The organism is Polyangiaceae bacterium (genome assembly GCA_016715885.1).
GTDB lineage: Bacteria > Myxococcota_A > Polyangia > Polyangiales > Polyangiaceae > Polyangium.
This window is the reverse complement of record JADJXL010000003.1, coordinates 363,839-386,058: the sequence shown is the minus strand read 5'-3', so window position 1 is coordinate 386,058 and position 22,220 is coordinate 363,839. Positions and strand designations below refer to the sequence as shown.

Below are 22,220 nucleotides of genomic sequence, written 5' to 3'. Positions count from 1 at the left end.
CGCGCGGGGTTGAAGAGGCCGTCTCAGAACTCGACTCGCACATCCGCGCCCCAGCCCCGCGCGGGGTTGAAGAGGCTGTCTCAAAACTCGGAACGCGTATCCTCGCCCAGCCCCGCGCGGGGTTGAAACCCCGCGCTACACGACAAGAAGTCCTCGCGCTACCGCGCTCGGACTGACGTCATGGCTGCATGGCGAGGCCTGCAATCTATGCGAAATCGTTGAGGATTCTCGGTGACGATCCGAAATTCCACAAGGCCAGTCCCGAACGGTAGTGAGGGACTTTTGAATGTGTAGCGCGGGATTTCAATCCCGCGCGGGCGTTCGGTGACACACTACGGCTCGAGTTTTGAGACAGCCTCTTCAACCCCGCGCGTGCGTACGGTGAGCGAGCACGGCTCGAGTTATGAGACGGTCTCTTCAACCCGCCCCGGGTCTCAAACCCGCGGAATCCTCGCTCCTTCCAGCGCGAGCATGCGCGCTTTCGTTTGCACGCCGCCGGGCGCTGAAAATCCCACGGCATTGCCGCTCGATCCGACAATCCTGTGACACGGGACGATGAGCATTATCGGGTTTTTCGAAAGCGCTTGACCCACGGCTCGCGCGGCCGCCGGTCGCCCCACCGCTTTTGCAAGCTCCCCGTAGGTCACGGTTTTACCCGATGGAATCTTTCGCGACGCTTCGTACACGTCCCGGTAAAACGGCGTCCTGCTTTCGATGTCCAAAGGCACTTGCGAAAAATCCTGAATCGTGCCTCCAAGATGCGCCTTCACGCGGAGAACGACATCACGCACCCAATCGGGTACATCACCCGCGTCTCCAGCTTCTACCGGATGCTCGCTCCGTACGTCGTGCAGCGTCAGCGCGCAGATTCCGCGAGGCGTAAAGCGTAGCGTTGCAGGACCGAGCGGCGTATCGAACGTTGTTTGGCCCGTCGCGTTCATCGCGCTTTTTTAACGAATTCCGGCGTCGACGTCGAGGCCCGATGCCATCCCGCCGACTTGCGGTATCCTCCGCTCCGCATGCGAGCGTCTCGTCCTTTTGTGCTTGCCACCCTGGGGTCGCTTTATCTCGTGCAGGGTTTGCCCTACGGCTTTCAAGCCGAGGCCTTGCCGTCTTTTTTGGCCGAACGAGGCGTCACGCTCGAATCGATCGGTTTTTCCGCGGCGCTTGCTGCCCCCTGGATGTGCAAAGCGCTCTTTGCTCCGCTCGTGGATCGTTTTGGTTCGTCCCGCATAGGTAGGCGCAAATCGTGGATCTTGCCCCTGACCGTGCTGCTCGCAGCGAGCGCCATTGCCGCTGCGTTCGTCGCCGAAGGACCATCACTCACGCCGCTCATGGCGCTGATTTTCCTGATGAACCTTTTTGCGGCCGCACAAGACGTCGCAGTCGATGGCCTTGCGGTCGACCTGCTCGAACCCTCCGAGCTCGGCGCGGGCAATGCCATTCAGGTCATTGGTTACCGTCTCGGCATGATCATGAGCGGCGGCGTGCTCGTATGGGCCAGCAAATTCATTGGATGGAATGGATTGTTTTTCGTCGTCGCGGCCATCTCGACCCTGGGCCTTTTGGCTGCGTGGTCCCTTCGCGAGCCTGCGGAAACGCATCCTTCTGCCGTCGAAACGGAGCGTCCTTCCATGGGTGAAATCCTTCGCCTCGCATGGACCGCCACGAAAGCAAATGGAGGCGCTGGACTGCTCGCCGTCATTGCGACCTACAAAATGGGTGAATCGATGGCCGAAGCCATGTGGAAGCCTTTTCTCGTCAAGCAAGCGGGATACACGCCTGCCGAGCTCGGGCTTTGGGTCGGCACTTATGGCGCTGTCGCAGCCATTCTCGGGTCCGTCGTCGGCGGCTTTTTGGCACGCCGGTTTTCCTTCCCCGTTGCGCTCTTCATCCCGGCGGCATTCCGAGTGCTCGGGATTGCCTTTCAATGGGCGCTCGTCAAAGCAGGCTTTCCAAGCAAAGGCGCCGTCATTGGAGTCACCGTGTTCGAGCACTTCTTTGCCGGCATGATCACCCCCATCATGTTCGCGCTCATGATGAGTCGCGTCGATCGTTCCATTGCCGCGACCCACTACACGTTTCTGGCCACCATCGAAGTGTTCGGCAAAGCTCCTACGAAGCTCTTTTCGGGCGTCGTCGCGAAACACTTCGGTTTTTCGGGCGTATTTGCCGCATCTGCGCTCGCATCGCTCGGCTTTTTGGCCCTCGTTCCGCTCGCTGGCCAAAGGCGCGCACAGCCCAAGCCCGAATCGGCTGCTTCGTGACCTCGACAAGTGCCTCGATGTTTTGGTATGAGTAGCAGCCATGCAGGTTCATCGTTTTTCGCTCGGTTGGGTATTGGTTTCGCTCTTGCTTGCTGCGTGCGGAGGTGCGTCGCAACAATCGTGTCCCGACGCGCCGGCGGCACCCGTTGCGGCTCCCGCGGCCATCCAAGTTGCCGGGAAAACCGATTCTTTCTTGGGCAACGTGCGTGAAGCCATTCAGAAGAATCCGCTGGGTGCCGAAGAAAAAACCAAACTATTGGCGTTATTCGAAAACGCCGACCATACGGTGAATCTCATTCAAACGCGCGGAGCCGTCCCGGCGCATCACCATGTCGAGCACGATGAATTGGTCATGGTTTTGGAGGGGAAAGGGACGTTCACCATCGAAGGGCAAACGCGCGAAGTTTCGCCAGGAGACATTCTGGTGATTCCTCGCGGTGCCGTGCATTCGTACGTGCATCAAGGGGATGGCATCACGGCGGTCGTATCGGTGTTTTCGCCGAAGTTCGATCCGAAAGACAGGATCATGGCTGAGAAGAAGCCGTAGTGAAGTCGTATCGAAAATGGCTCAGCTTGGCGGGTACAAGACATCGAATTTCTCGATGAGCGCTGTGGCGAATTTCAGCGTTTTTGGCGCAATTTTGTCCCGCGCATTCGTTATCCGATGACACAGATGTAGATCGCGCGCGGGACAACAAACGGCTCCAGTGGATGCGTCAACCCATGGATATTCAAGCTGTGGATGTTTGTCATCGCCGACTTGCGGGTGTGCATTTTCAAGTTCACGTATGAACTGAAATATGCTGTTCATCACGTCGGACGGGCCGATGCTGATGAGTGAAAGCCGTCTGCGATCACGAGCGAGGTTCAATAAGAACGTGGAGACGACAAGATGCTCCCGCACAGGCCCGAGCCCTTGGCGCGAGCGGACTGCTTTCACAAGCTTCTCAAATGACATTTGGAGCAACATGCAGAACGTGCTTGGTGCCCCGCGCTTCACCGTCGTTTGCACCCCGGTCTCATTCAGCAACACATTGATGAGCGATTGGGCCGCACGCAGATCCTCACGCGCCTGTTCGAGGAATGGTATTGCGTAGTCCTTCGGGTCCGGCGTCATCATCAATCTCGTTGCTCGAGATTCAAGCGCTTGAGATCACGCACTTCAGGCCAACCCTGCGGTAGCTTTCGTTGACCGGCTTCCAAGCTGGTCCACTCTTCTGGACTCACCAGAATGAGTACTGATGGATAAGGAACGCCATTGTTCGGATCGTCTGTAAACGCGTAAGGAAAGAATTCACTCGTCGTTGGTACGGACGCGGAAACTTCGACAAGCCGAATGAGGGGATCGTTCTCGCCAGATGCTAGGTACACGTCTCGGGTTGCCGGATCAATATCGCGATGTGCACGAGCCAGCTCAATTGCGCATTCTATGGGTTTCATGATCTTGGGCATGCTTTTCTGAACTGCGTGGAACTGCCTACTCAATGTGGCTACTGCCCAGTTGGCGGTTCGTCAAGCACCAGCTTCGCTTGTGGGAAGGATGGTTGGTAACGGCGTCGTTCCTAGTGAGACGCCATGGTCAACAGAACGTTACCAACACCAGCCCGACAGACTCGTCGATGTCTCTCTCAAGTCCCCCGCGTCCTAAACTTTAGGATCTTCCTAACTTGTCCACCTCCCCCACGTCCTAAACTTTATAACGCTCCTAACTCTTCCATGTCCCCCTCGACCTAAACTTTACCACCCGGCCAACTCTTCCATGGTCAACTGTGTGAATAGCTATACGGTTTGGGGACTTGTCCATGCCCCCTTGTGTAATCAATTATATAACCCGTCGACTTGATCGACCCCCTCGCGTGAATAGGCATACGTTCGAGAGGCTCGTTCATCTGTCTTCGTCCTTTCCGTTCTCGTTGACCACGTTGTTCATCTTCTGGTAACGTCGTGCTTCCTTACCCTCGCGTTAGGAGGACGACCTTGCCGATTCAAATCGAGGCCGCTCAGGCGTACGATAAGTTCTTACCTGTCGCTCTCACCATTGCAGCCGCCGACATCTTGCCGTATCGCATCGATGCTGCCTTGGCGATCACCAATGTGCGCGAGGCGATGCCGGTGCTTTTGGCGAAGGAGCACCTTTTGGCGGAGCATTTGCCCAAGGTGAATGCGGCGCTTTTGCTCGCGTTGCCCGATATCGCGCTGGCCACGGAATACGCGGCCCTCAAGGCGGAACATGCGCTGCCCACCGAAAAGCTCATGAGGCAAAAGCTCGCCGAAGGATGGCAACTTCGCGCGCTGCTCTTGGGCTCCGCGAAAGTACTCGCGTCCGCGGGATTCGTGACAGCGCAAGAGGTCGATGCGATTGCAGAAGGACGCGGTCAGCGAGACATGGCGCGCGATTGCGTGATGCTCGCAGACCTGTTTCGCAAATACGAATCGACGATTGCTGGGAAACACCCGGTCGACAAGACGCAAATCGACGATGCCGCCGCCGTGGGGTCGTGGCTCTCGGCGAACCTGCGGACCACGAATGCACTCCCGGCGTCGTCGACGTCGTCATCACCGGAAGCCGAAGCGCGGGATCGCATGGGTACGCTGCTCGTGCAGCAATACAACGTGCTGGAGACGGTCTTGCACTACTTTTATGGGAAAAACTGGGATGCGCTGATTCCGTCGCTGCAATCGCGCGCCATCAAGCGAGAAACGCCCGCCGAAGTGAAGTAATCACCCCACCGGAACCGGTTCCTCGTCGGCGTTGGCTTCCGATATCATCCGCGTCAGTTTGTGAAACGATAACGCAATCGCTTGCTCCACGCGAGCTCGCTCTTCGGGCGTGAGCACGCTCGAATGCGCCTCCTGCTGCGGCGGAACCTGTCCTGGGAAGGCTCGCAATGCTGCCTCGAGCCACGGTTTCACGTATCGCGCAAGCATTTGGGGCAGCACGACGGTTTGCTGACGAGCGTGCGCCATTTTGTCCGTTTTTTCGCTCGCATAACCATACACGTGAAGCGCTCCGTCGTGCTCGCCCGCGGGGGTTTCCGACGGAATGATCCGAAAACCCGTCACTTGACGCAAAATCGAGAGCGTGGCGCTGTAGCGCTGCGCTTTGGGCAAGTCCGTTTCGACATAGGTGTTTTGCGTGCACGTGGCCACGAAGAGCCGTTCGCCTCGGCGCGCTTTTTCAGCATAATCGCGCCATACGTCGAGTTGCCATTGCAATGGCGGAAGACTCGCATGCGTACCGTCGATGGCAACGACACCTGCGACATCGTGCCCCGCCATGAGCTCACGACGTACCGCTTGGCACCCTGCGGAATAACCCACCAAAATGACGTCCGAAACGTTCACCGGCGATTTCGTCGTCACGTGCGACATCGTCGTGGGCAATGGCTCGCCCTTCGGATCGTCGTACGCAATGATGGCCGGATCGGGACCGAGCGCCGCGCGCAGTTCGGGATCCATGGGCGACCCGACGAGGTACAGCACCACGAGCTGCCTGGGATTTCCTTGTCCTTGTTGTACGATACGCAGCGGCATCGGCTCCTCCAGTAAACCCATTGCAAGATTGGCTCGATAGCTTGACATCGAATGTACCGATGGGCTTGCCAAGAAGCTGCCCATTTTCGGTATGCCATCGATTGTCCACCACCGATGCTCGGACGGATCGCTTCCGTCTTGTGGCATCATTCGCGGCATGTTCGACTTCTTCAAGGAGCGGCGTCGCAAAGCGGTGCGTGAGCGGCCGTTCCCGGCGGAGTGGCAATCGATTCTCGCAGAGAACGTTCCTTACTTTCGGCGCCTGCGTTCGGAAGACCAGGACAAACTGCGCGATCTGATAAAGATCTTCCTCGACGAAAAACGCTTCGAAGGGTGCGGGGGTCAGGACGTCGACGACGAAATTCGCGTCACGATCGCAGCGCAAGCCTGCATTCTACTTCTGCAGCGCGAGGGAGACGTTTATCCGGATCTGGAAGTGATTCTCGTCTACCCGAGCACGTACGTGGACAGGCGTCCGCGGACGGTCGAAGGCGGCATCGTCATCGAAGAGCCGGAAGCTCGGCTTGGCGAGTCGTGGAGTCGCGGGGTCGTCGTGCTCGCTTGGGATGCGGTGCTGCATGGTGCATCGGACGTGCGCGACGGAAAAAACGTCGTTTTTCACGAGTTTGCGCATCAGCTCGATACGGAAGACGGGGCTGCCGATGGTGCGCCCGTGCTCGAAAAGCGGGCGGCTTATGGCCCTTGGGCTCGGGTGCTCGGAGCTGCGTATGAAGGGCTTTTGCGTGATGACGAAGAGGGAAACAGGACGGTGATCGACACGTACGGGGCGAAAAATCCTGCCGAATTTTTCGCGGTCGTGACGGAGAGTTTTTTCGAAAGACCTCGCGCTTTGCGTGCTCGACATCCAGCGCTCTATGAACAGATGCGCCAGTTTTACCAGCAAGATCCTGCTGCAATGGCGTCATCGGCAGGGTGACGTCGCGCATGCCGAGGGGCGCCGTCACGTGCTAGGAGAAGGCGCTCTGCAACATCAGCGTTCGCGTTGCTCTTTCCAAACGTATGTCTGGACAAACGACCACTCGAAAAAAAGCACTTCTCGTCGCCGTTCAACTGCCGCAGGTTTCGGACGAGGATCACGCCGGTTCTCTTGCCGAGCTCGGGCGTCTCGTCACGACGCTTGGATACGATGTCGTAGGGACGTTGTCTCAACGTCGCGCGCAAGTTTCCAAGGGGGCGGTTCTTGGGCGGGGCAAGTTGTACGAGCTTGCAAAGATCACCGATGGTCCGGGGCCGTCAGGAATGCGGTATCGCAAGCCGGGGACGAGCAAGCGTGACGAGGAAGAAGACGCAGACGAAGCGCCCGAGAGCGTGGAGGAAGAAGCGGGCGATGGTGAGAGCGACGAGGAGGGGTCGGCGAGGATAACGAAGCCCGATGTCGTCGTGGTCGATCACGATCTGACGCCGAGCCAGCTTCGCAACTTGGAGAAGTGCACGGGCCTGACGGTGATGGATCGGGCGGGCGTGATCATCGAAATTTTTCATCGACATGCGCGAAGTCGCGAGGCGCGTCTCGAGGTGGAGATAGCGCGGCTCAACTATGTGGCGCCGCGTTTGCGCGAGACGGGTGGGACGAGCGAGCGGCAGCATTTTCGCGGGTCGGGCGAGACGCAGCTCGATCTGGATCGGCGCAAGATTCGCGATCGGATCGCGGAGCTACGCAAGGAGATCGAAGCGATTGCTCGTGACCAAGCGGTACGGCGTGCGCTGCGTCGAGATGCGCGTCGCGTGGCGCTCGTGGGGTACACGAACGCGGGCAAGTCGTCGTTGATGCGAGCGCTGACGGGCAGTCAGGTGCTGGTCGAGGACAAGCTGTTCGCGACGCTCGATACGACGGTGCGAGCGATCCATCCCGAGGTCAAACCGCGGATTTTGGTGTCGGACACGGTGGGTTTCATCAAGAAGTTGCCGCATGACTTGGTGGCGTCGTTTCGTTCGACGCTGGACGAGGCGCTGGAGGCGTCGCTGCTCTTGTACGTGGCGGACGCATCGGATCCGACGTTTCGCAGTCAGCTCGAAGTGACGACGTCGACGCTCGAGGAGATTGGGGCGGCGGATGTTCCGCACAAGCTGGTGCTGAACAAGATGGACATGGTCGAGGCGACGGAGCGCAAACTTTTGGCGCGCGAATTTCCCGAGGCGATTCTTTTGAGTGCAAAGGATCCGGACGATGTTGAGCGTCTTCGGCAAACCATCGTGGAGATCTTCGAGGCGAAAATGGTGCCTGGAGAGCTTGTCGTTCCGTATGCCAAGCAAGCGCTGGTGAGCGAGGTATACGACAGTGCTCGGGTATTGTCGGAAACGTACGACGAGGAAGGGGCGCATCTGTCCGTTCGTGCCGAGCCTGCGGTGCTTTCGCGTTTGCGTACACTCATTGAAAAATGACGTGTCTTGGCCGACGGCACGTTTTGGTCCTCGTAGAAGATGCTTTTCTTGACGGTCGTGGTGTAAAACCAGGGCCCTGGTGACGATCGAGTCGGAAGGCGGCCATCTAGGCGACGAGCTTGCGGCATTTGCCGAGGCGGAGCTGCATCATCCCGACGATGACGACGTGCAGACGCTGGTCATCATCGGCAATGGGATGATGAGCTATCGGCTTTGCCAGAAGCTCGTCGAGCATCAGGTGCAGATGCACTCGCGCATCGTCGTTTTCGGCGAGGAGCGCTTTCCTGCGTACGATCGGGTGCACCTGACGGACATCTTTTCGGGCCGGCCTGCCGAAGCGCTGATTTTGGCGGAGGAGGACTGGTACGAGGAGAACGGGATCGAGCTCTACTTGGGCAATCCGGTCGTGTACATCGATCGGGAGCAGAGCTACGTGGAGGCGGCATCGGGGGATCGCGTTCCGTACAACCGGTTGGTTTTCGCGACGGGTTCGGAGCCGTTTGTCCCGCCGGTCGAGGGGCTGCGGGTCGCGGATGCGGAGGGCAATCTCAAGCTTCAGAAGCGCGTATTCGTGTATCGGACGTTCGATGATGTTTACACGATCGAAGCGGAGGTGATGGAGGGGACGTCGCGCGCGGTGATCATCGGTGGTGGTCTGCTTGGTCTCGAAGCGGCGAAGGCGGTGTACGACCTTGGGCGACGACTGCACGATATACAGGTCGAGGTGGTGGAGGCGGCGCCGCGTCTGATGCCTCGGCAGCTCGACGATGGTGCATCGGCGCTTTTGAAAGAGAAGATCGAGCAGCTTGGTGTTCGCGTGCATGTCGGGAAGAAGATGTCCCGCGTGGTGTACGACGAAGATGCCGAGCGGCTGATCATTCATTTCGACGACGAAAAGGCGACGCGGCTGGAAGACCGAATGCTGACGGCGGACATGATCGTCGTGTCGACGGGTATTCGGCCGCGGTCGGAGCTGGCGCGGGCGGCAGGGCTCGATCTTGCACCGAATGGCGGCATCATCGTGGATGATCAATTGCGGACTTCGGACGAGCAGATTTATGCAATTGGTGAATGCGCGTCGCACAACGGTACGACCTATGGGCTCGTTGCGCCGGGTTATCAAATGGTGGACGTGCTCGTGGCGAACCTCATGGGAGAGGACGCGCGGTTTACGGGGGCGGATCAATCTGCAAAGCTGAAGCTTCTCGGCGTGACGGTTGCGGCCCTTGGCGAATACGACGGCGACACGAAACCGCTGTCTTCGGCGCTCAAATACACGACGGGCGGCGTGTATCGAAAGCTCGTGACCAGGCAAGGAAGGTTGATTGGTGCGGTGACGATTGGTGATTGGGACAATCTCGATCGGATTCGTGATGCATTGGTCAATCCGGCGCCGATGTCGTTTTGGGACATGCGGCGATTTCGATCGACGGGGAATTTGTTTCCACGCGAGGAATCGAAGAAGGTCAGTGACTGGTCGGACGATGCCATCGTGTGCGGGTGTGTGCGCGTCACGCGTGGGCAGCTTGGTGCGGCGATTGCTGCTGGAGCGACGACGGTCAATGAGCTTTCGAAACGAACGGGAGCGGGGACTGTTTGTGGGTCGTGCAAATCGCTGCTTGCGGAGTTGATTGGCGAGGACGAGCTCGAGACGATGCAGATTGCGCTGCCGGATGCGATTGCATTTCGTGATCGTGCGGCGGTGAGCGCGCGTTCGTCCAACATGATGCGGCGGGATCGCACGGGACCCTTGTCGGTCACGAAGCGTTCTGGTTCTTCGGCGCCTGTGTCCGTGCGTCGGCCGGGGCTGTCGGCGCCTACGGTCGGTGTGCCGGGTTTTCAGAACATCGTCATGCCGGGACAACTCGTGCGTGGGCCCAATCGCACGCTCGCAGCGGAAGCGGTCATGCCGGTACAAACGCCGGCGGGGCCGTATCGGACGCAGCTCGACGCGCACGAGGCTTCGGATGAAGACATCGACAACATGTTTGCATCGAGGCGTGCGCACGAGCCGGACGAGGCGGAGATATTCGGGCCGGCGTCGCGACGCACGACGACTCGAAGGCTGAAGGCGGTAGCACGTCATCCGTCGTCCGCGCCCGATTCGATTGAAGTCATCAAACGTTCGCTTCTGCCGCTTGCGCCGGAAGACGAAGTGGAGGTGGGGTTGTCGTCGGATAGAGCGCCAGCGCTGCTCGAGGAAGGAGGCGTTCTTTCTGGCGATTTGCGTGTGCCGTCATTGCCGATGCCTCCGAGTTTCGAGAGCAGTGTTTTCAGCGCGACCGACGTGTACGAGGAGGAGGATGAATACGATACGGAGGCCGAGGAGGCGTTCAATGCGCTCGACGGCCCGCTTTCGACGCTGCACCAGCAGAAGCTCGTGCACGCGCGGCGCAGTTGGGTTCCGGTGCAGCCGCGGCGGAGCATGCGTCCTTCGGGCAATGCGCCATCCGATACGCAATCGGTTGCTCCAGGTGGTCGGAGCGAGGCGATGTCGCCCGAACCGGGGTATCGTGCGCTTGCCACGGCGTCCATTGCGGCCATTGCGCTGTCGATCGTTGCGATCGTTTCTCGACCCATTCCAATACCGCAATCGAGCGCGGTGCGTCAGGGGGTCGGGCGCGTTCTCACCGAAAACGCGTTCCAACAAGCGACCGGATACTTGCTCGTACTGATTTCGCTTTTCAGTTTGGTTCTTTCACTGCGCAAACGGTGGAGACGTTTTCAACTTTTCGATTTCCCGTTCTTTCGTGTGATTCACGTCGTCTTGGGCACCTCGACGCTCTTGGTTTTGGCGATGCACACGGGATTGCGTCTGGGCCAGGGCCTCAATTTGGCGCTCGCCATCGATTTCCTCGCCGTATGCATCCTGGGTGGCGTGGCAGGTATCGTCACGGCCAGCTCGCATCGTTGGGATGGGATGACGGCGCGCGATCGAAGGGTTCTCACGACGCGCGTGCACCTCGCCGCGTTTTGGCCATTGCCCGTTCTCGTGGCGCTGCACGTGTTTCAAGTTTATTACTATTGAAAAAGCTCGGCCAAGTGGCGAACATGGTCGCTCACGGTCATCTGCCGTGACACGATCGAATGTGAGGAGCTTATGGAATCACGAGCCGTGCGAAGATCCTGGTTTGTCGCATGCGCAATGCTCGCGCTCGCTCTTCCGGCAGCATCGCAAGGGTGCACGGAAACTGGGCAAGTGACGACGAGCGGTGCTGGTGGCATGGGCGGAGCAGCGACCGGAGGGCAAGGAGGCGAAGGCGGTTCTTTCGTCGGTCCGGTATCTGGATCCGGCGGTTTTTCCGGTACATGCAATCCGGTGTGCGATCCGACGCAAGTGTGTTCGCACGGCGTGTGCGTACCGATTGGAGGGTGCACGAGCGACGCACAGTGTAAAAACGACACGTATTGCGATCCCACGACGAAGCAGTGTTTGCCGTGGGAAGGCAAAATGCCTGGCAATGATCCAAGCTGCATCAATGTGATTGCAGCGGGCATTTTTTCGCCACGGGTCAAGTGTGAATTCGCCAAAGCACCCGACGGAGATGCTTTTCCCCAGCACGTCGACGTGCAAGGTACGCCCATCGTCGTCAATTTCAACAAGCCTGCCGCGGCGGGGCCTCCGAGCATTGCGGCAAGCTTCACGGCGACGGTCGTCGGCAATTACACCGAGGATCTCGGCGTGATTCGCGTGCTTCGCGGTTCCGATTGCACGCTCGAAGCCAACCTCGGCGGCACGGACCTCGATAACGACGGCATCCCCGATTATACCGTTTCATCGGCGACGCTTGCGTCGGGAGATCTCGATGGCGATGGCGTTGCTGAAATCGTCGCGTACGGGGCTGATGGTTCCACGCTTGCATTCACGCGCAAAAATGGAACGTGGGGTCTTTTGTGGAAGTCGCCGTTTCAGGCGGGCATCGTGGGAGGTCCGTGTGATGGGGGCAATCACCGGTGTCCCGTGGGATGGGGCGGGCCGTCCATTCACGACATCGACGACGACGGCAAACCCGAAATCATTCGCGAAGGCGCTGTGCTTCGATCCGACGGTACGCTGGCCGCGGGAGCTCCGGCTGGGTACGCAAGTTATTCGGCGGGCCTCTTCTCGGTTGTTGCAAACCTCGATCAGGACCCGAACATCGAATTCACGAATGGGCAATTCATTTGGGAATGGGTCGGCGGCGCGTGGGCGCAAGAACCTGGTTTCCCCGGCGCAAATGCGTCCGCACCCGGTCACGTGGCCGTGGCGAATTTCGGTGCGTACGGCGATGGCATTCCGGAGAAGAACCCCGAAATTGCCGTCGTCCGCAACAGTTTCGTCATGGTCTACGCCATTGACGGCACGCTTGCTCAACCTCCGGTGGCCGTTCCTGGTGCAGGGGGCGGCGGGCCTCCAACGATCAGCGATTTCGACGGCGATGGTTTGCCCGAGGTGGCCGTTGCCGGTCAAGCGTTCTACACCATTTACGACATCGATTGCGGCGCGGCTCCTCGGCCGGGTGGAACGTGCAATGCGGGGCCCTGCGATTTCGCCGGCGCCACGTGTGCTCCGGGGAGCTACATTCTCTGGTCGCGCTCCACGCAAGATCTCTCGTCGAACGTGACGGGATCGAGCGTATTCGATTTCGAAGCCGATGGCTCGAGCGAAGTCGTTTACGGTGATGAATGCTTCGTCCGCGTGTACGACGGTGATACGGGCGACGTACTTTTCAGCCAATACCGCTCGTCGTGCACGTGGTACGAAAACCCGCTCATTGCCGATGTCGACGGAAATTTCCGCGCGGACCTCGTAACACCCTCCAACAAGGCGTGTTCGCCCGATGGAACGGGTATCGTTTGCCAAACCCTCGACGCGAATGGAGTCGACCCGCAATTCCCCGGCGTACGTTGCACGACGAATAGCGAGTGCCTTTCGGGCGTTTGCGATGCGGGGCTTTGCCGCTGCATGGAAACCAAGCAATGCTGCAGCGCAAATGACGACGCTGCGTGCATTGAAGAAGGCTTCAAGTGCGCGCCGCCGCCTGCGGGCACGCCCGGAGCAGGCAATACGTGCCGGGCGGGTCACCCGCATGGCGTCTCCGGCATTCGCGTTTATTCGGATACCAACGACAAGTGGGTTCGCTCGAGGACCATTTGGAATCAGCATCCGTACGCCGTGACGCACGTGCAAGAAGACGGTACCATTCCTCAGACGAGCGCGTGGACGAACAATTGGGACGATCCAGACCTCAACAATTTCCGCCAAAACGTTCCTGGCAATGCCAATGGGGCCGCAACGGGTGATCCAACGGCTGGAGCAAGCGAGCAATACGCGTGTACGGGCGCGGGCGTCGAAATTGGCGCTCCCATCTGCAATCGCGGCGCGGATCCGGTCGCGGCGGGGCTATCCGTTGGCTTCTACGTTGGAGCTCAAAAGGTTTGCGAGGCGAAAACGACGGAAATCATTCTACCCGAAGAATGCCGACTCGTAAGCTGCGTATGGACCATGCCTCCGCAAATCGAGAGCGAAAAGGTCGATGTCACCGTCATTCCCAATGACGACGGTGCTTATGCCGAATGCAAACCCGGCAACAACCTCGGAACGATCTACGGCGTCTTCTGCAAGCCGCCGACTTGAGGCGTCGACGTCGCATTGGCGCAACTCGGCGGGAGCTTTGGCACGAGTGACCAGGTAAAACCATCGACACTCTCGCGCTTTTTGCTCTCGCCCTCCTCGCGCTGAATCTTCTTTTTCACCTTCTTGAAACACGGCCCGAATGCATCGTCGGGGATGTTCACGGTTGCCGATGCTTTCTCGATGACGTCGGCGAATCGGGAAACCGCTTCTGCGCCGAGCTCTTTCTCGAGCAGGGTTCTGAATGTCGTGGCACCGACGCCGGTCGATTGCGGACCAGACGCCGCGTCTGTTGGCGTTTGTTGTGCGACCATTCGAAGGAAATCTTCGAGTGATCGTTTTCCGCTGCTGCTGGCTCGAATTTTTGCATCGAGCTCGGCCGCATACAGCATTCCGCGATCATCGGCGTGCTCAATTGCGGTCGTGTTGCCTTTTGCTTCGAGTGTCGCGAGGGCAGTGCGGAGCCACGGCGACGCAAAATAGCGTTCGGCCCGCTTCGCAAGCTCGGATGCAATGTCAGCCGGACTGGCGAGACTCGAACGGCGCAGTGTTTCGAGCGCATTGTACGTGGCAAACCCTTCGTCGAACCAGCGAACGTTCATGAGGTTCGGGCCACGAGCGCTACGGATGAAAGCTCGTGTGACGGATAGTTTTTCTGGCCAACCGAATGTAGATTCGTTGTCGACGGTGGCAATGGCGCTGCGTCCGAACACGCCGACGTCGAAACGTTGCCCGGTCTTTCCCGTTGGACGAACAAAAAGGTCGAATTGTAATTCCGGATTATCGGAGGCTACCGTGCGCGCTGAAAGCCACGCGCGGTTTGCCCACGGAGCCACATCGAGCACGTCGAATGGACTCTTACCAAGCGTAATCCATCGAAATCGGACGCCTGGGGGCGTGTTTGCTGGTGTGGAAATGATGGCAATTGCGTGGAGCGACCCGGCTGCCCAGATGGCACCTTCGAGCGCCGATGGCGGCTCTTCCACGACGGCTTCCTCCGTCCCAAAAGTCGAAAAACCTCGAGCGTCCGAGCCGAGTGCCTGCAAGTCCCACCGAATGCGGATCGTGTGCGATTCGGTCGTCGACGGCAGCAAAAAAAGCGCTCGGCCAATGCCAAGTATGCCAGCGGCGCTCGTCGCGAATTCATCCGGTGCAGCGTCTGCAGGAGGCAATTCGAATCGATAATTGACCGTTACGGGCCCGCGCGCTCGCCGCTCGCTACGCCATTCGATGGCTCCAGGCTTGCTCGATTCGGCTGCGGCCACGCGCCGCAAGGCGAGACTTCCTTCACTGTCGCGCGCCGCGAGATCCTCGATGCGATCGGCCATTGCTGCTGTTGCGCTTCGAGAGGCGAAGTGCAGGACGATCGGGTTTGTCTCGCCGAAATCGACGGGAGGCACGGAAAATCGCATGGTGACATCGATGGCTGCGATTTGGCCGGCGTCGTCACGCGTTGGTGCGAGATGAAGATCGAGCGTTCGATGTGCGGCGGCATCGGATGGCGAAACCGCTGGAAGCGGCGCATTCACCACGGGGTACTCGACGGGCGGACAGGGCTTCTCGATGAAGACCTGCTGCGGCGTGCACGCGAGCGCTCCGCATGCCGCGACGAACGCGGCGCTCACCTGCAAAACGTGATGATGGGGCAGGGACAAACGCACGGTGGAGCGAGCATACTTCTGCCACGCGTGCGGGTGGACCAGAATTCACAAGCGCAAATCGAGGGCCGACAAGAAGTAGTTGGCTTCGGCGGTCGTGCGCGAGCTACTTGACGACGGAAACTCGAGCTTGCGATAGGCGGCGCCGACGCATGTCTCGAAGTTTTTGTCCCACCAGGGCTGCGAGTATGCGGATATGGGCTTGATTTTGACGTCCGAAACGCGGCCTTTGGCATCGATGTCGAAGATGACTTTGAGGCTGCCCGCGGCATCGGGTTTGCTCTTGGCTTGCGCGCGGTAGCAGTCGCGCACTTTGGGACGTGCAGTGTCGATGATCGACGTGATGCTCTTGGTGTCTTCGTCGAGTCCCGTGTGCCCCGTGATCGTCACTGCCGGCGCTGCATCTGGCTCCGTGCTGCCTTCGGATCCCGTTTGACCTGCAATGGTTGCGGTGGGTGGTCGCGGCTCTTCTTGCGGCACGGCTGCACGCCCTTGATCCGTTGCAGGGGGCGGTCGAGGCACTGGAGGCGGCACGTTTGCACGTCCTGCAGCCTTCGGCCCGTCTTCGGTGACGGTCGCAAGGGGAGCTGCCCGGTTCAACCACAGTTTCTGCTGGAAGACTGATCATGAGCCCGAATCCGGCCCCGAATCCCGTTCCCACGACGAACGAAATGACGGCGACGTTGAGCAAGTACCAACGCGACGGAGCAGGTTTGGCTGCACCGGTTTGTCGCAACCGATCCCGCTCAACCTTGCATTCGGCGAGCTCTGCTTCGCGCGCTTCGAGCGATGCCTTGCTTTCCTCGAGCTTGGCTTCGAGCGTGTTGATGCGGAGCCGGGATGCTTCGAGGTCATTGCGGTAGTCCATCGTCTACCTCGGGTTTGTCGGGGCCTACTTCACTTTCGAGCGGCCGCGCCCGCCTTGTGCCCTTTGGCAGCGGTGCGCGGTGTGGTCTTGGGCTTTGTCTTGGGTGTCGGTTTGGCCGCAGCCTTCGCAGGAGCTTTGGGGACGGGGATCTTGTAGGTTCGCCCCATCTTGAGATCGATCGTCTTCAGGCTGTTCGCTGACTGAATCGCTTCGACGGTCGTGCCGTAGCGCTTGGCGAGCACGTGGAGCGTGTCGCCGTTACGTGCCTTGTGCATGACGTAGGTTTGTCCGACGTGCGGCGGCGCAACCCTCTCGCGCTTCAAGAACGTTTCCGCGCGCCGTCCCAGCGTTTGCGCAATCGGACTCGAAAAACGTACGTGCAGATGGTTCGCATGCCCGCGCGCGTGACGCACGTACGGGCGCGGATGCTTGTTACGAACCTGAAACAATCGATCCACGAACGCTTCGTCTTCGCCGTGCGAAAGCGCGTACTTCACGAGCATGCGCTGAATCGCCGTGTCGACGAGGACGAGCTCCGTGTCCGTTTCCGTGACGATGGTCTTGATGAGGGCGTACGTTCGTTCGAGGTCCAAGTTTTTCTCGGTGCCTCGGACAAACACCGACTTCGGCGGTGAGTGGTAGTAGCCGAGATCGACATCGCGTCCCGATTGGTGGCTCTTGTGCGGCGAAAGGTGCCCTCCGCGCTTCGAGCTGATGTGCCCAATCGCAAGCGGCGGCGCGCCCGGATGTTCCGCCACGACCTTCTCGATGCTCCGCGCGATCCCGTCGATCGTCTCCTGCGTGCCCCATGCGCACGAAGGATCCTGCACGATCCACTTGTCGCTCTTCGGCATCTGCACGCCGTTGACGAGAGCTCCTGCGTTGGGTGTTCCGAGCGCGAGCGGTCCTACGGATGCCGGATCTTTCTTGTAGCGTTTCTCGAGGTCCGCAGCGCTCAGCGTAAGCAGCGGCGACTTTGGTGGAGCAGGACGAACCGCGCGCACGGCGGGCTCGGCTTCGGCAACGGGCGCGTCCGACGTTTCGTCGTCGTGATCGTCGTCGAGCTCTTCCTGCTCGTCCTCGTCTGTCGCGACGGGGTAAGAGGGCTCATCCGCGGCATTGGGATCCGCCGGAACGTCCGTCGCCACGATGATTTTCACCGTAGGCGCGGGCGGAGGCGATGGGGGTTTGTCCGCGTGCGTTGCCGCAGGCGACACGGCCCCCACGACCTTGGGAGGTGGTGCAGCAGCCGCTCCACATGCTGGAGCGATGAGCAAGACCAGCACGAGCCAGCGCCACATCGATCGGAACTATAGCCGCGGCTCGTACACCGACGCCACTCTTTGAGCTTTGCTCTTCTTCACACTCGTCGGGGCTGTCCCTTCACATACGTGATCGATGTTTCGCTCCAGAACGAAATGCGGCGCCAGAAAGCCGCAGAGGAGTCGAAACATGTTCGGATTCTTCGTCGGTACCGCTTGCCTCATCGGCCTTGTCTACACGCTGCGTCGTGGCGCTTGTCACGGTGGTTTCGGCTACCGGAACTACGCGCGGTTCGCGGGTTGCGGCGGCTATGACACACGCTCTTGCGCGTGGAACGACCACGATGTCGAAGGAGAACGCGGCCATCCGTTCCGCTCACACGGACGTGAACATTGGCAGCATGGGGCGCCTCCCATGGCGTTCTTCTTCTTGCGACGCGTATTCCAGGCTCTCGACACGACACCGGGCCAGGAAAAAGTCATCCGAGCAGCCGTCGAGGAGCTCGTCGAGGTGATGCGCAAGCATCGTGGTGAGCTGCAAAAGAGCCGCGAAGACATCGCGCGTGTGATGCGTAGCTCGAGCTTCGACGAGACCGCGATGGGTGAGCTGTTCGCACGCCACGACGCATCGCTCGACGCGCTTCGCAAGGCTGCTGTGGGTGCACTTGCGAAGACACACGAAGCGCTCGACGAGGAACAACGCAGGCGCTTCGCAGACATGATCGAACGCGCGGGCGGCTTCGGATTTCGTGGCGGTTGGGCGTGAGGGGAACGTTCGCGACATTCGCGAAAAATGATCTGAACACAAACGAATTGGAAGACGAACGAGGCGAATCATGAAACGACGACTGTTGATCGTGCTGCTCACGCTGGGGACCATCGGTGGTTACGCAGCCGGTTTTGCGAGCCTGAAGTGCCACCACCAGGCGAAGCGACGGGCCTTCGAACATCACGTTGCGAAGATTTGTGTCGATGCGGCGAAAGGTGCCGAGGCAGGGACTGCGCAGACGCCGTGAGCGATCAGGAAATGCTTTGTGTACCAACCGTTTGCTCGGCTGGCGCCGGTGAAGCCGTCATGGCTTGCGCAGTTGGCCCGAATTGGGGTTTGTAACTGAGCTCCACCAGCAGTTTGTCGAAGTCTTCGATGGGCATCGTGCAATGCCCGTACTTGTCGATGACGTCGCTCTTGACTCCCTCGAACCACGATCGCTGCGGATCCATGGGATCGTCGTAAAGCACGGTGCCTTTGATGCGATCGACCGCGAGAACGCGGACTTTGTGCGCCGCGTGTTCGGCACAGCCGTTCGACGCGGCGCGCCTGATGGGGCTGCGAACCTTCGACAATTCGATCGTGGCGAACACCGGTTCACCGGCGCTCGTCGAGCGCTCGATGATGTTCATGCCGTCTCGATGCAGATCGGGAAGTTTGGACGGGTCGAGGCCGAGCAATTTCACGAAAGGGGCAAACCCGTCGGAGATCGTCTTCCACGTTTCGCCGGAGGTGGCGACGAGCAGCCTCTCGAAGGCTTTCAAGCTCAGGCCCGTTCCCGTGTTGTCTTCGCCTTGAAACTGGGCGTCGATGTCGTTGCGGTAGTCGAGCTCCGGGTAGGCGTATTCCATGCAAGCCACTTGAAAAATGCGGCTGATGGGGCTGCGACGAAATTCGTGTTCGTCGGGAGCGAGGACGTCTTCGTCGCGGGAAAGCGCATCGCCGTTGCGGAGTGTCACGCAGCCGCGAGGTGTTACGAGCCCTGCGCAAAGTCGTGCGTACTCGGCGGGATCGCGTTCCGCCATGTAAATTTCGACGCACGTGGCTGCGCACGTGCCTTTGAGTCCCTGCGTGATTCGGCCTGGATTTGCGATGTTGCGAATGATCTCGCCAAGAAGAATGGTTCGTCCGGGCGCATCCTCGAAGTTTACGAACATCGGCTCATCGGCGACGTCGAGCAGATGCATGTACAGAGGGCGACCGAAGGCGTCCTTGCGGATGAACAGCTCACGATCGGCGAGATGGTGCAGCGCTTGGACGCAGCGCTTGCGCCAAATGCCGATGATCTCCTTCTCCCGCAGCGGGTAGGACGCGTTTACCGGCTGATCCAGCCGATCCTCGAGCGCGTCGATCAACTGCTGCGTATCCTCGAATTCGATCACGTTTGCCTCCAGCGGTGGCCGAGCATGCTGTCTGCATCCGCCCCTGACAACCTGCGACTCAGCCGTAAATCTTGCCGTGCACGCTCGACGACGGCAACAAGTCTCTTGGCACCGAGCCTACCGCGATGCACGGTGGTGGCGCTGTGACGATAGAGCGCTCAGACGTGCATCGGCCGACGTCGATTCACCGGATCTTACCCGTCGTTGCAGCCATGTGCACCAGCGTTGTCGCGCTCCCGGAAGCTCGCGCGCACTCGATTCCAGGTACGCAAACACTGCACGATCTCTGCCGCGCGGCCGACGTCGTTGCCGTTGGTCGGATCACGTATGTCGCGAAGGCCGCACCGAACGAAAAGGCACTTCCGCCCGTCGATGCCGACGTGCTCGAGCTCTTGCGTGAAGGCGACGCGAAGAGCGGCACCATCCGGTTTCTTCCGCACAGGCACGGCAACGATCAGTACGTCGTCGGGGAAGAGCTGCTGCTTTTTCTCGAGCACACGCGAACGCCCGAGCGAGTCAACGAAGCGAAGTATGAAGCGGTCGAGGCGATCTCGGAACGAATCGTGCTGCCGGCGGATCGCCGTACCGAGTGGATCGATGCGGCTCGAACGTATGCGGCGCTCGGCAAAGGACCGCGAAACGCGACCGATCCGCAGAAGCTCGGGCGCATCACCATCGCGATGCTCTCGCGTCGCGACACGAAGCTGGCTCACATGGCACTGCGAGATCTGACGCTTGCCGGTGCATCACTCCTGATTTCGGAGAGCGATGTTCCTGAGCTCTTGCGCGTCGTCGACGATAGGTCTCGCCCAGCGATGCTGCGCGTTGGGCTCTTGTCGGAGCTCGAACGGCGAAAGCTCACGCGCGTCGGATCGCACTGGGTTTCGGTGCTCGAGTCGGCATCGTCGAACGAACGATCGGCCGTGATTGCAGGCGCGAAGAGCAGATGGTTCGTGCCCGAGGTCAATGCGGCGCTCGTAGCGATCGTCGACGCAGCCGCGCCCGACGAAGCGACTTCGGCTGCGCGAGCGGTGGGGGCCGAGGGCAATGATGTAGCGGTGGATGCGCTCGTCCGGGCCGTGAGCAGGGAGCCTGCCGAGCTACGTTTTGCGGCACTCGGCAGCTTGCGACGCATCAACACACCACGTGCACGAGACAAACTCGCGGAGTTTGTCCAATCGCATGCGGATGCGGAGACGCGCAAGGTGGCGGCAACCGAGCTCGCGTTGCTTCCACCGGTGCCGGTTGCCGCGAAAAACCCTGGAGGGACAAACTCGATGCAGCCCCGATCGAGTCGGGTGATCTGGTTTGTCCTCGGCGCGCTCGTGTTGGGTGCCGTTGCGGTTTTTTTGAAAAAATTGTGGACGAAGAATCCGAGTTAGCGCCGCGACGGCGCCTTCTGCTCCTCGATCCATGCATCCACTTCGTGCCACTGTTCGTAGAGCCAATGGATGCGCGCGGCGTCGGACTGCGGAACGTTTGCCGAAGGAACGCGGAAAAACTTGATGCGAATGGTTCGTCCGAGGAGCGCGCCGCCAATCCAATCGCTCATTTTTCCCGCTCCCTCGAGCCCGACGTGAGCCCAAAATGCGACATCGTGATCACCTTTGCGCGACAAAAGCGCGAGCGATCCTCCAAGGTGCAGGGGCAAAACGTTTTGGAGCGTCCGCGCTCGATCGAATAATTCCGGATTGTTTTTTTGAATGTCGGCCAAACGCTTCGCCTGCTTCTCCTTCGTGAACCTCGTGCCCTCGGGGTAAATGATCACAATGCCCTCGGGACCCAGGTTGTCCGCAAGCGACTTGACTTGCTCGATGTCCGACGTGTCCCGCGTTCCGCCCCGACGAACGAATGCCGTCGGAATGCGGTGTCCGACGACGTCCACACACGGATTCCAAAGCACTTCGCGCTTCATCACGTAACGCACGTGCTTGGCAAACGGGTGCCCAATCACCGCAAGAGGAAGCATCGTATCGAGAATGCTCGTGTGCCGCATGAATACGAGCACCCGGCCGCCAGCCAATTCCTCCGCCCCCTCGATGACGACCCGCATTCGATAAATGAACACCGCTGCCTGCACCATGGCATTGGCCCACCACGCTTCGGCCTTGGCGGTCAGGCGAATTTCGCGTTCGCGCGGCGCACCCCAGAGGCGTCCACCGCGAAGGAACGCATCGAACAACATCACGAGACCAATGGGATGAAGTCCAATCAAAACGACAATCGATGCATAAAAACGTACCAATCGAAAATCATTCCGCCGCACGACGTCGAGCGCCGCAAGCACCGGCAAGGCAACGGGAGCCACTCCGACGACAAGTGATGTCAGTAAAAAAACACCCGGAATCGTGATGGCACGACGAGCCCAAATGGCGAAAAATGATTCCGTCGGTACCACTCGAGGTGGATGCAAAAGCTCAGTTGTTTTCATTACTTGCAGAACGGGGGCGGATTCTTTCGATG

General features: G+C 59.8%; 19 protein-coding genes. 10 read left to right on the top strand and 9 right to left on the bottom strand.

Annotated elements, in window-relative coordinates; translation table 11 throughout:
• Positions 1 to 434: 434 nt before the first annotated feature.
• Positions 435 to 941 carry an MGMT family protein gene (locus IPM54_08055; protein MBK9259778.1) on the bottom strand — a complete coding sequence of 169 codons (507 nt, stop codon included), beginning with the start codon at positions 939 to 941 and terminating at the stop codon, positions 435 to 437.
• Positions 942 to 1,019: 78 nt separating this feature from the next.
• Between IPM54_08055 and IPM54_08050 the strand changes: the two genes are divergently transcribed.
• Together IPM54_08050 and IPM54_08045 are read left to right on the top strand one after the other, a co-directional pair.
• On the top strand, positions 1,020 to 2,267 hold the full coding sequence (locus IPM54_08050) for an MFS transporter (GenBank protein ID MBK9259777.1): 1,248 nt from the start codon (positions 1,020 to 1,022) through the stop codon (positions 2,265 to 2,267).
• Positions 2,268 to 2,307: 40 nt separating this feature from the next.
• Positions 2,308 to 2,814, top strand: coding sequence for a cupin domain-containing protein (locus tag IPM54_08045; GenBank protein ID MBK9259776.1), 507 nt, complete (start codon positions 2,308 to 2,310; stop codon positions 2,812 to 2,814).
• Positions 2,815 to 2,835: 21 nt separating this feature from the next.
• On the opposite strand, the gene IPM54_08040 is transcribed toward IPM54_08045, so the two are convergent.
• Both IPM54_08040 and IPM54_08035 read right to left on the bottom strand, forming a co-directional pair.
• Complete coding sequence (locus IPM54_08040) at positions 2,836 to 3,387, bottom strand: hypothetical protein (protein MBK9259775.1); 552 nt, start codon at positions 3,385 to 3,387, stop codon at positions 2,836 to 2,838.
• The gene (locus IPM54_08035; GenBank protein MBK9259774.1) at positions 3,387 to 3,719 is read right to left on the bottom strand and encodes a hypothetical protein; all 333 of its coding nucleotides are present in this window, start codon (positions 3,717 to 3,719) and stop codon (positions 3,387 to 3,389) included. The genes IPM54_08040 and IPM54_08035 overlap by 1 nt, the downstream gene beginning before the upstream one ends.
• Before the next feature lie 525 nt (positions 3,720 to 4,244).
• Here IPM54_08035 and IPM54_08030 point away from each other — a divergent pair.
• The gene (locus IPM54_08030) at positions 4,245 to 4,988 is read left to right on the top strand and encodes a hypothetical protein (protein ID MBK9259773.1); all 744 of its coding nucleotides are present in this window, start codon (positions 4,245 to 4,247) and stop codon (positions 4,986 to 4,988) included.
• On the opposite strand, the gene IPM54_08025 is transcribed toward IPM54_08030, so the two are convergent.
• Positions 4,989 to 5,801, bottom strand: coding sequence for a hypothetical protein (locus IPM54_08025; GenBank protein ID MBK9259772.1), 813 nt, complete (start codon positions 5,799 to 5,801; stop codon positions 4,989 to 4,991).
• Positions 5,802 to 5,958: 157 nt separating this feature from the next.
• Here IPM54_08025 and IPM54_08020 point away from each other — a divergent pair, with 157 nt between their 5' ends.
• From IPM54_08020 to IPM54_08005, 4 genes are all read left to right on the top strand, one after another.
• Positions 5,959 to 6,738, top strand: coding sequence for a zinc-dependent peptidase (locus IPM54_08020; protein MBK9259771.1), 780 nt, complete (start codon positions 5,959 to 5,961; stop codon positions 6,736 to 6,738).
• Positions 6,739 to 6,821: 83 nt separating this feature from the next.
• Complete coding sequence (gene hflX, locus IPM54_08015; GenBank protein ID MBK9259770.1) at positions 6,822 to 8,204, top strand: GTPase HflX; 1,383 nt, start codon at positions 6,822 to 6,824, stop codon at positions 8,202 to 8,204.
• Between the two features lie 79 nt (positions 8,205 to 8,283).
• Positions 8,284 to 11,232, top strand: coding sequence for an NAD(P)/FAD-dependent oxidoreductase (locus IPM54_08010; GenBank protein ID MBK9259769.1), 2,949 nt, complete (start codon positions 8,284 to 8,286; stop codon positions 11,230 to 11,232).
• Between the two features lie 87 nt (positions 11,233 to 11,319).
• A complete protein-coding gene (locus tag IPM54_08005; GenBank protein ID MBK9259768.1) occupies positions 11,320 to 13,821 on the top strand; it encodes a VCBS repeat-containing protein in 2,502 nt (833 codons plus the stop codon).
• Here IPM54_08005 and IPM54_08000 read toward each other — a convergent pair.
• The 3 genes from IPM54_08000 to IPM54_07990 all read right to left on the bottom strand — a co-directional run bounded on the left by IPM54_08000 (position 13,791) and on the right by IPM54_07990 (position 17,645).
• Positions 13,791 to 15,479 carry a hypothetical protein gene (locus tag IPM54_08000; GenBank protein MBK9259767.1) on the bottom strand — a complete coding sequence of 563 codons (1,689 nt, stop codon included), beginning with the start codon at positions 15,477 to 15,479 and terminating at the stop codon, positions 13,791 to 13,793. The two genes, IPM54_08005 and IPM54_08000, sit on opposite strands and share 31 nt — an antisense overlap.
• Before the next feature lie 45 nt (positions 15,480 to 15,524).
• Entirely contained in the window at positions 15,525 to 16,076 is a 552-nt protein-coding gene (locus tag IPM54_07995; protein MBK9259766.1) for an AgmX/PglI C-terminal domain-containing protein, read from the bottom strand.
• 297 nt (positions 16,077 to 16,373) lie between these two features.
• Positions 16,374 to 17,645: a penicillin-insensitive murein endopeptidase gene (locus IPM54_07990; protein MBK9259765.1), complete on the bottom strand. Its 1,272-nt coding sequence runs from the start codon at positions 17,643 to 17,645 to the stop codon at positions 16,374 to 16,376.
• Positions 17,646 to 17,796: 151 nt separating this feature from the next.
• Here IPM54_07990 and IPM54_07985 point away from each other — a divergent pair, with 151 nt between their 5' ends.
• Positions 17,797 to 18,372: a periplasmic heavy metal sensor gene (locus IPM54_07985; GenBank protein ID MBK9259764.1), complete on the top strand. Its 576-nt coding sequence runs from the start codon at positions 17,797 to 17,799 to the stop codon at positions 18,370 to 18,372.
• A gap of 70 nt (positions 18,373 to 18,442) precedes the next feature.
• Entirely contained in the window at positions 18,443 to 18,622 is a 180-nt protein-coding gene (locus tag IPM54_07980; protein ID MBK9259763.1) for a hypothetical protein, read from the top strand.
• A gap of 4 nt (positions 18,623 to 18,626) precedes the next feature.
• On the opposite strand, the gene IPM54_07975 is transcribed toward IPM54_07980, so the two are convergent.
• The gene (locus IPM54_07975) at positions 18,627 to 19,757 is read right to left on the bottom strand and encodes a hypothetical protein (protein ID MBK9259762.1); all 1,131 of its coding nucleotides are present in this window, start codon (positions 19,755 to 19,757) and stop codon (positions 18,627 to 18,629) included.
• Positions 19,758 to 19,969: 212 nt separating this feature from the next.
• Here IPM54_07975 and IPM54_07970 point away from each other — a divergent pair, with 212 nt between their 5' ends.
• Positions 19,970 to 21,139: a HEAT repeat domain-containing protein gene (locus IPM54_07970; protein ID MBK9259761.1), complete on the top strand. Its 1,170-nt coding sequence runs from the start codon at positions 19,970 to 19,972 to the stop codon at positions 21,137 to 21,139.
• Here the strand turns inward: IPM54_07970 and IPM54_07965 are convergent.
• Positions 21,136 to 22,188 carry a 1-acyl-sn-glycerol-3-phosphate acyltransferase gene (locus IPM54_07965; protein ID MBK9259760.1) on the bottom strand — a complete coding sequence of 351 codons (1,053 nt, stop codon included), beginning with the start codon at positions 22,186 to 22,188 and terminating at the stop codon, positions 21,136 to 21,138. The two genes, IPM54_07970 and IPM54_07965, sit on opposite strands and share 4 nt — an antisense overlap.
• Between the last annotated feature and the right edge of the window lie 32 nt (positions 22,189 to 22,220).

Excerpts from the sequence above, each read along its gene's own strand:
- IPM54_08055 (MBK9259778.1), bottom strand. The coding sequence starts at position 941 with ATGAACGCGACGGGCCAAACAACGTTCGATACGCCGCTCGGTCCTGCA.
- IPM54_08050 (MBK9259777.1), top strand. The coding sequence starts at position 1,020 with ATGCGAGCGTCTCGTCCTTTTGTGCTTGCCACCCTGGGGTCGCTTTAT.
- hflX (MBK9259770.1), top strand. The coding sequence starts at position 6,822 with ATGTCTGGACAAACGACCACTCGAAAAAAAGCACTTCTCGTCGCCGTT.
- IPM54_07985 (MBK9259764.1), top strand. The coding sequence starts at position 17,797 with ATGTTCGGATTCTTCGTCGGTACCGCTTGCCTCATCGGCCTTGTCTAC.
- IPM54_07980 (MBK9259763.1), top strand. The coding sequence starts at position 18,443 with ATGAAACGACGACTGTTGATCGTGCTGCTCACGCTGGGGACCATCGGT.
- IPM54_08025 (MBK9259772.1), bottom strand. The coding sequence starts at position 5,801 with ATGCCGCTGCGTATCGTACAACAAGGACAAGGAAATCCCAGGCAGCTC.
- IPM54_08035 (MBK9259774.1), bottom strand. The coding sequence starts at position 3,719 with ATGCCCAAGATCATGAAACCCATAGAATGCGCAATTGAGCTGGCTCGT.
- IPM54_08040 (MBK9259775.1), bottom strand. The coding sequence starts at position 3,387 with ATGATGACGCCGGACCCGAAGGACTACGCAATACCATTCCTCGAACAG.
- IPM54_07990 (MBK9259765.1), bottom strand. The coding sequence starts at position 17,645 with ATGTGGCGCTGGCTCGTGCTGGTCTTGCTCATCGCTCCAGCATGTGGA.
- IPM54_08045 (MBK9259776.1), top strand. The coding sequence starts at position 2,308 with ATGCAGGTTCATCGTTTTTCGCTCGGTTGGGTATTGGTTTCGCTCTTG.
- IPM54_07965 (MBK9259760.1), bottom strand. The coding sequence starts at position 22,188 with ATGAAAACAACTGAGCTTTTGCATCCACCTCGAGTGGTACCGACGGAA.
- IPM54_07970 (MBK9259761.1), top strand. The coding sequence starts at position 19,970 with ATGTGCACCAGCGTTGTCGCGCTCCCGGAAGCTCGCGCGCACTCGATT.
- IPM54_08020 (MBK9259771.1), top strand. The coding sequence starts at position 5,959 with ATGTTCGACTTCTTCAAGGAGCGGCGTCGCAAAGCGGTGCGTGAGCGG.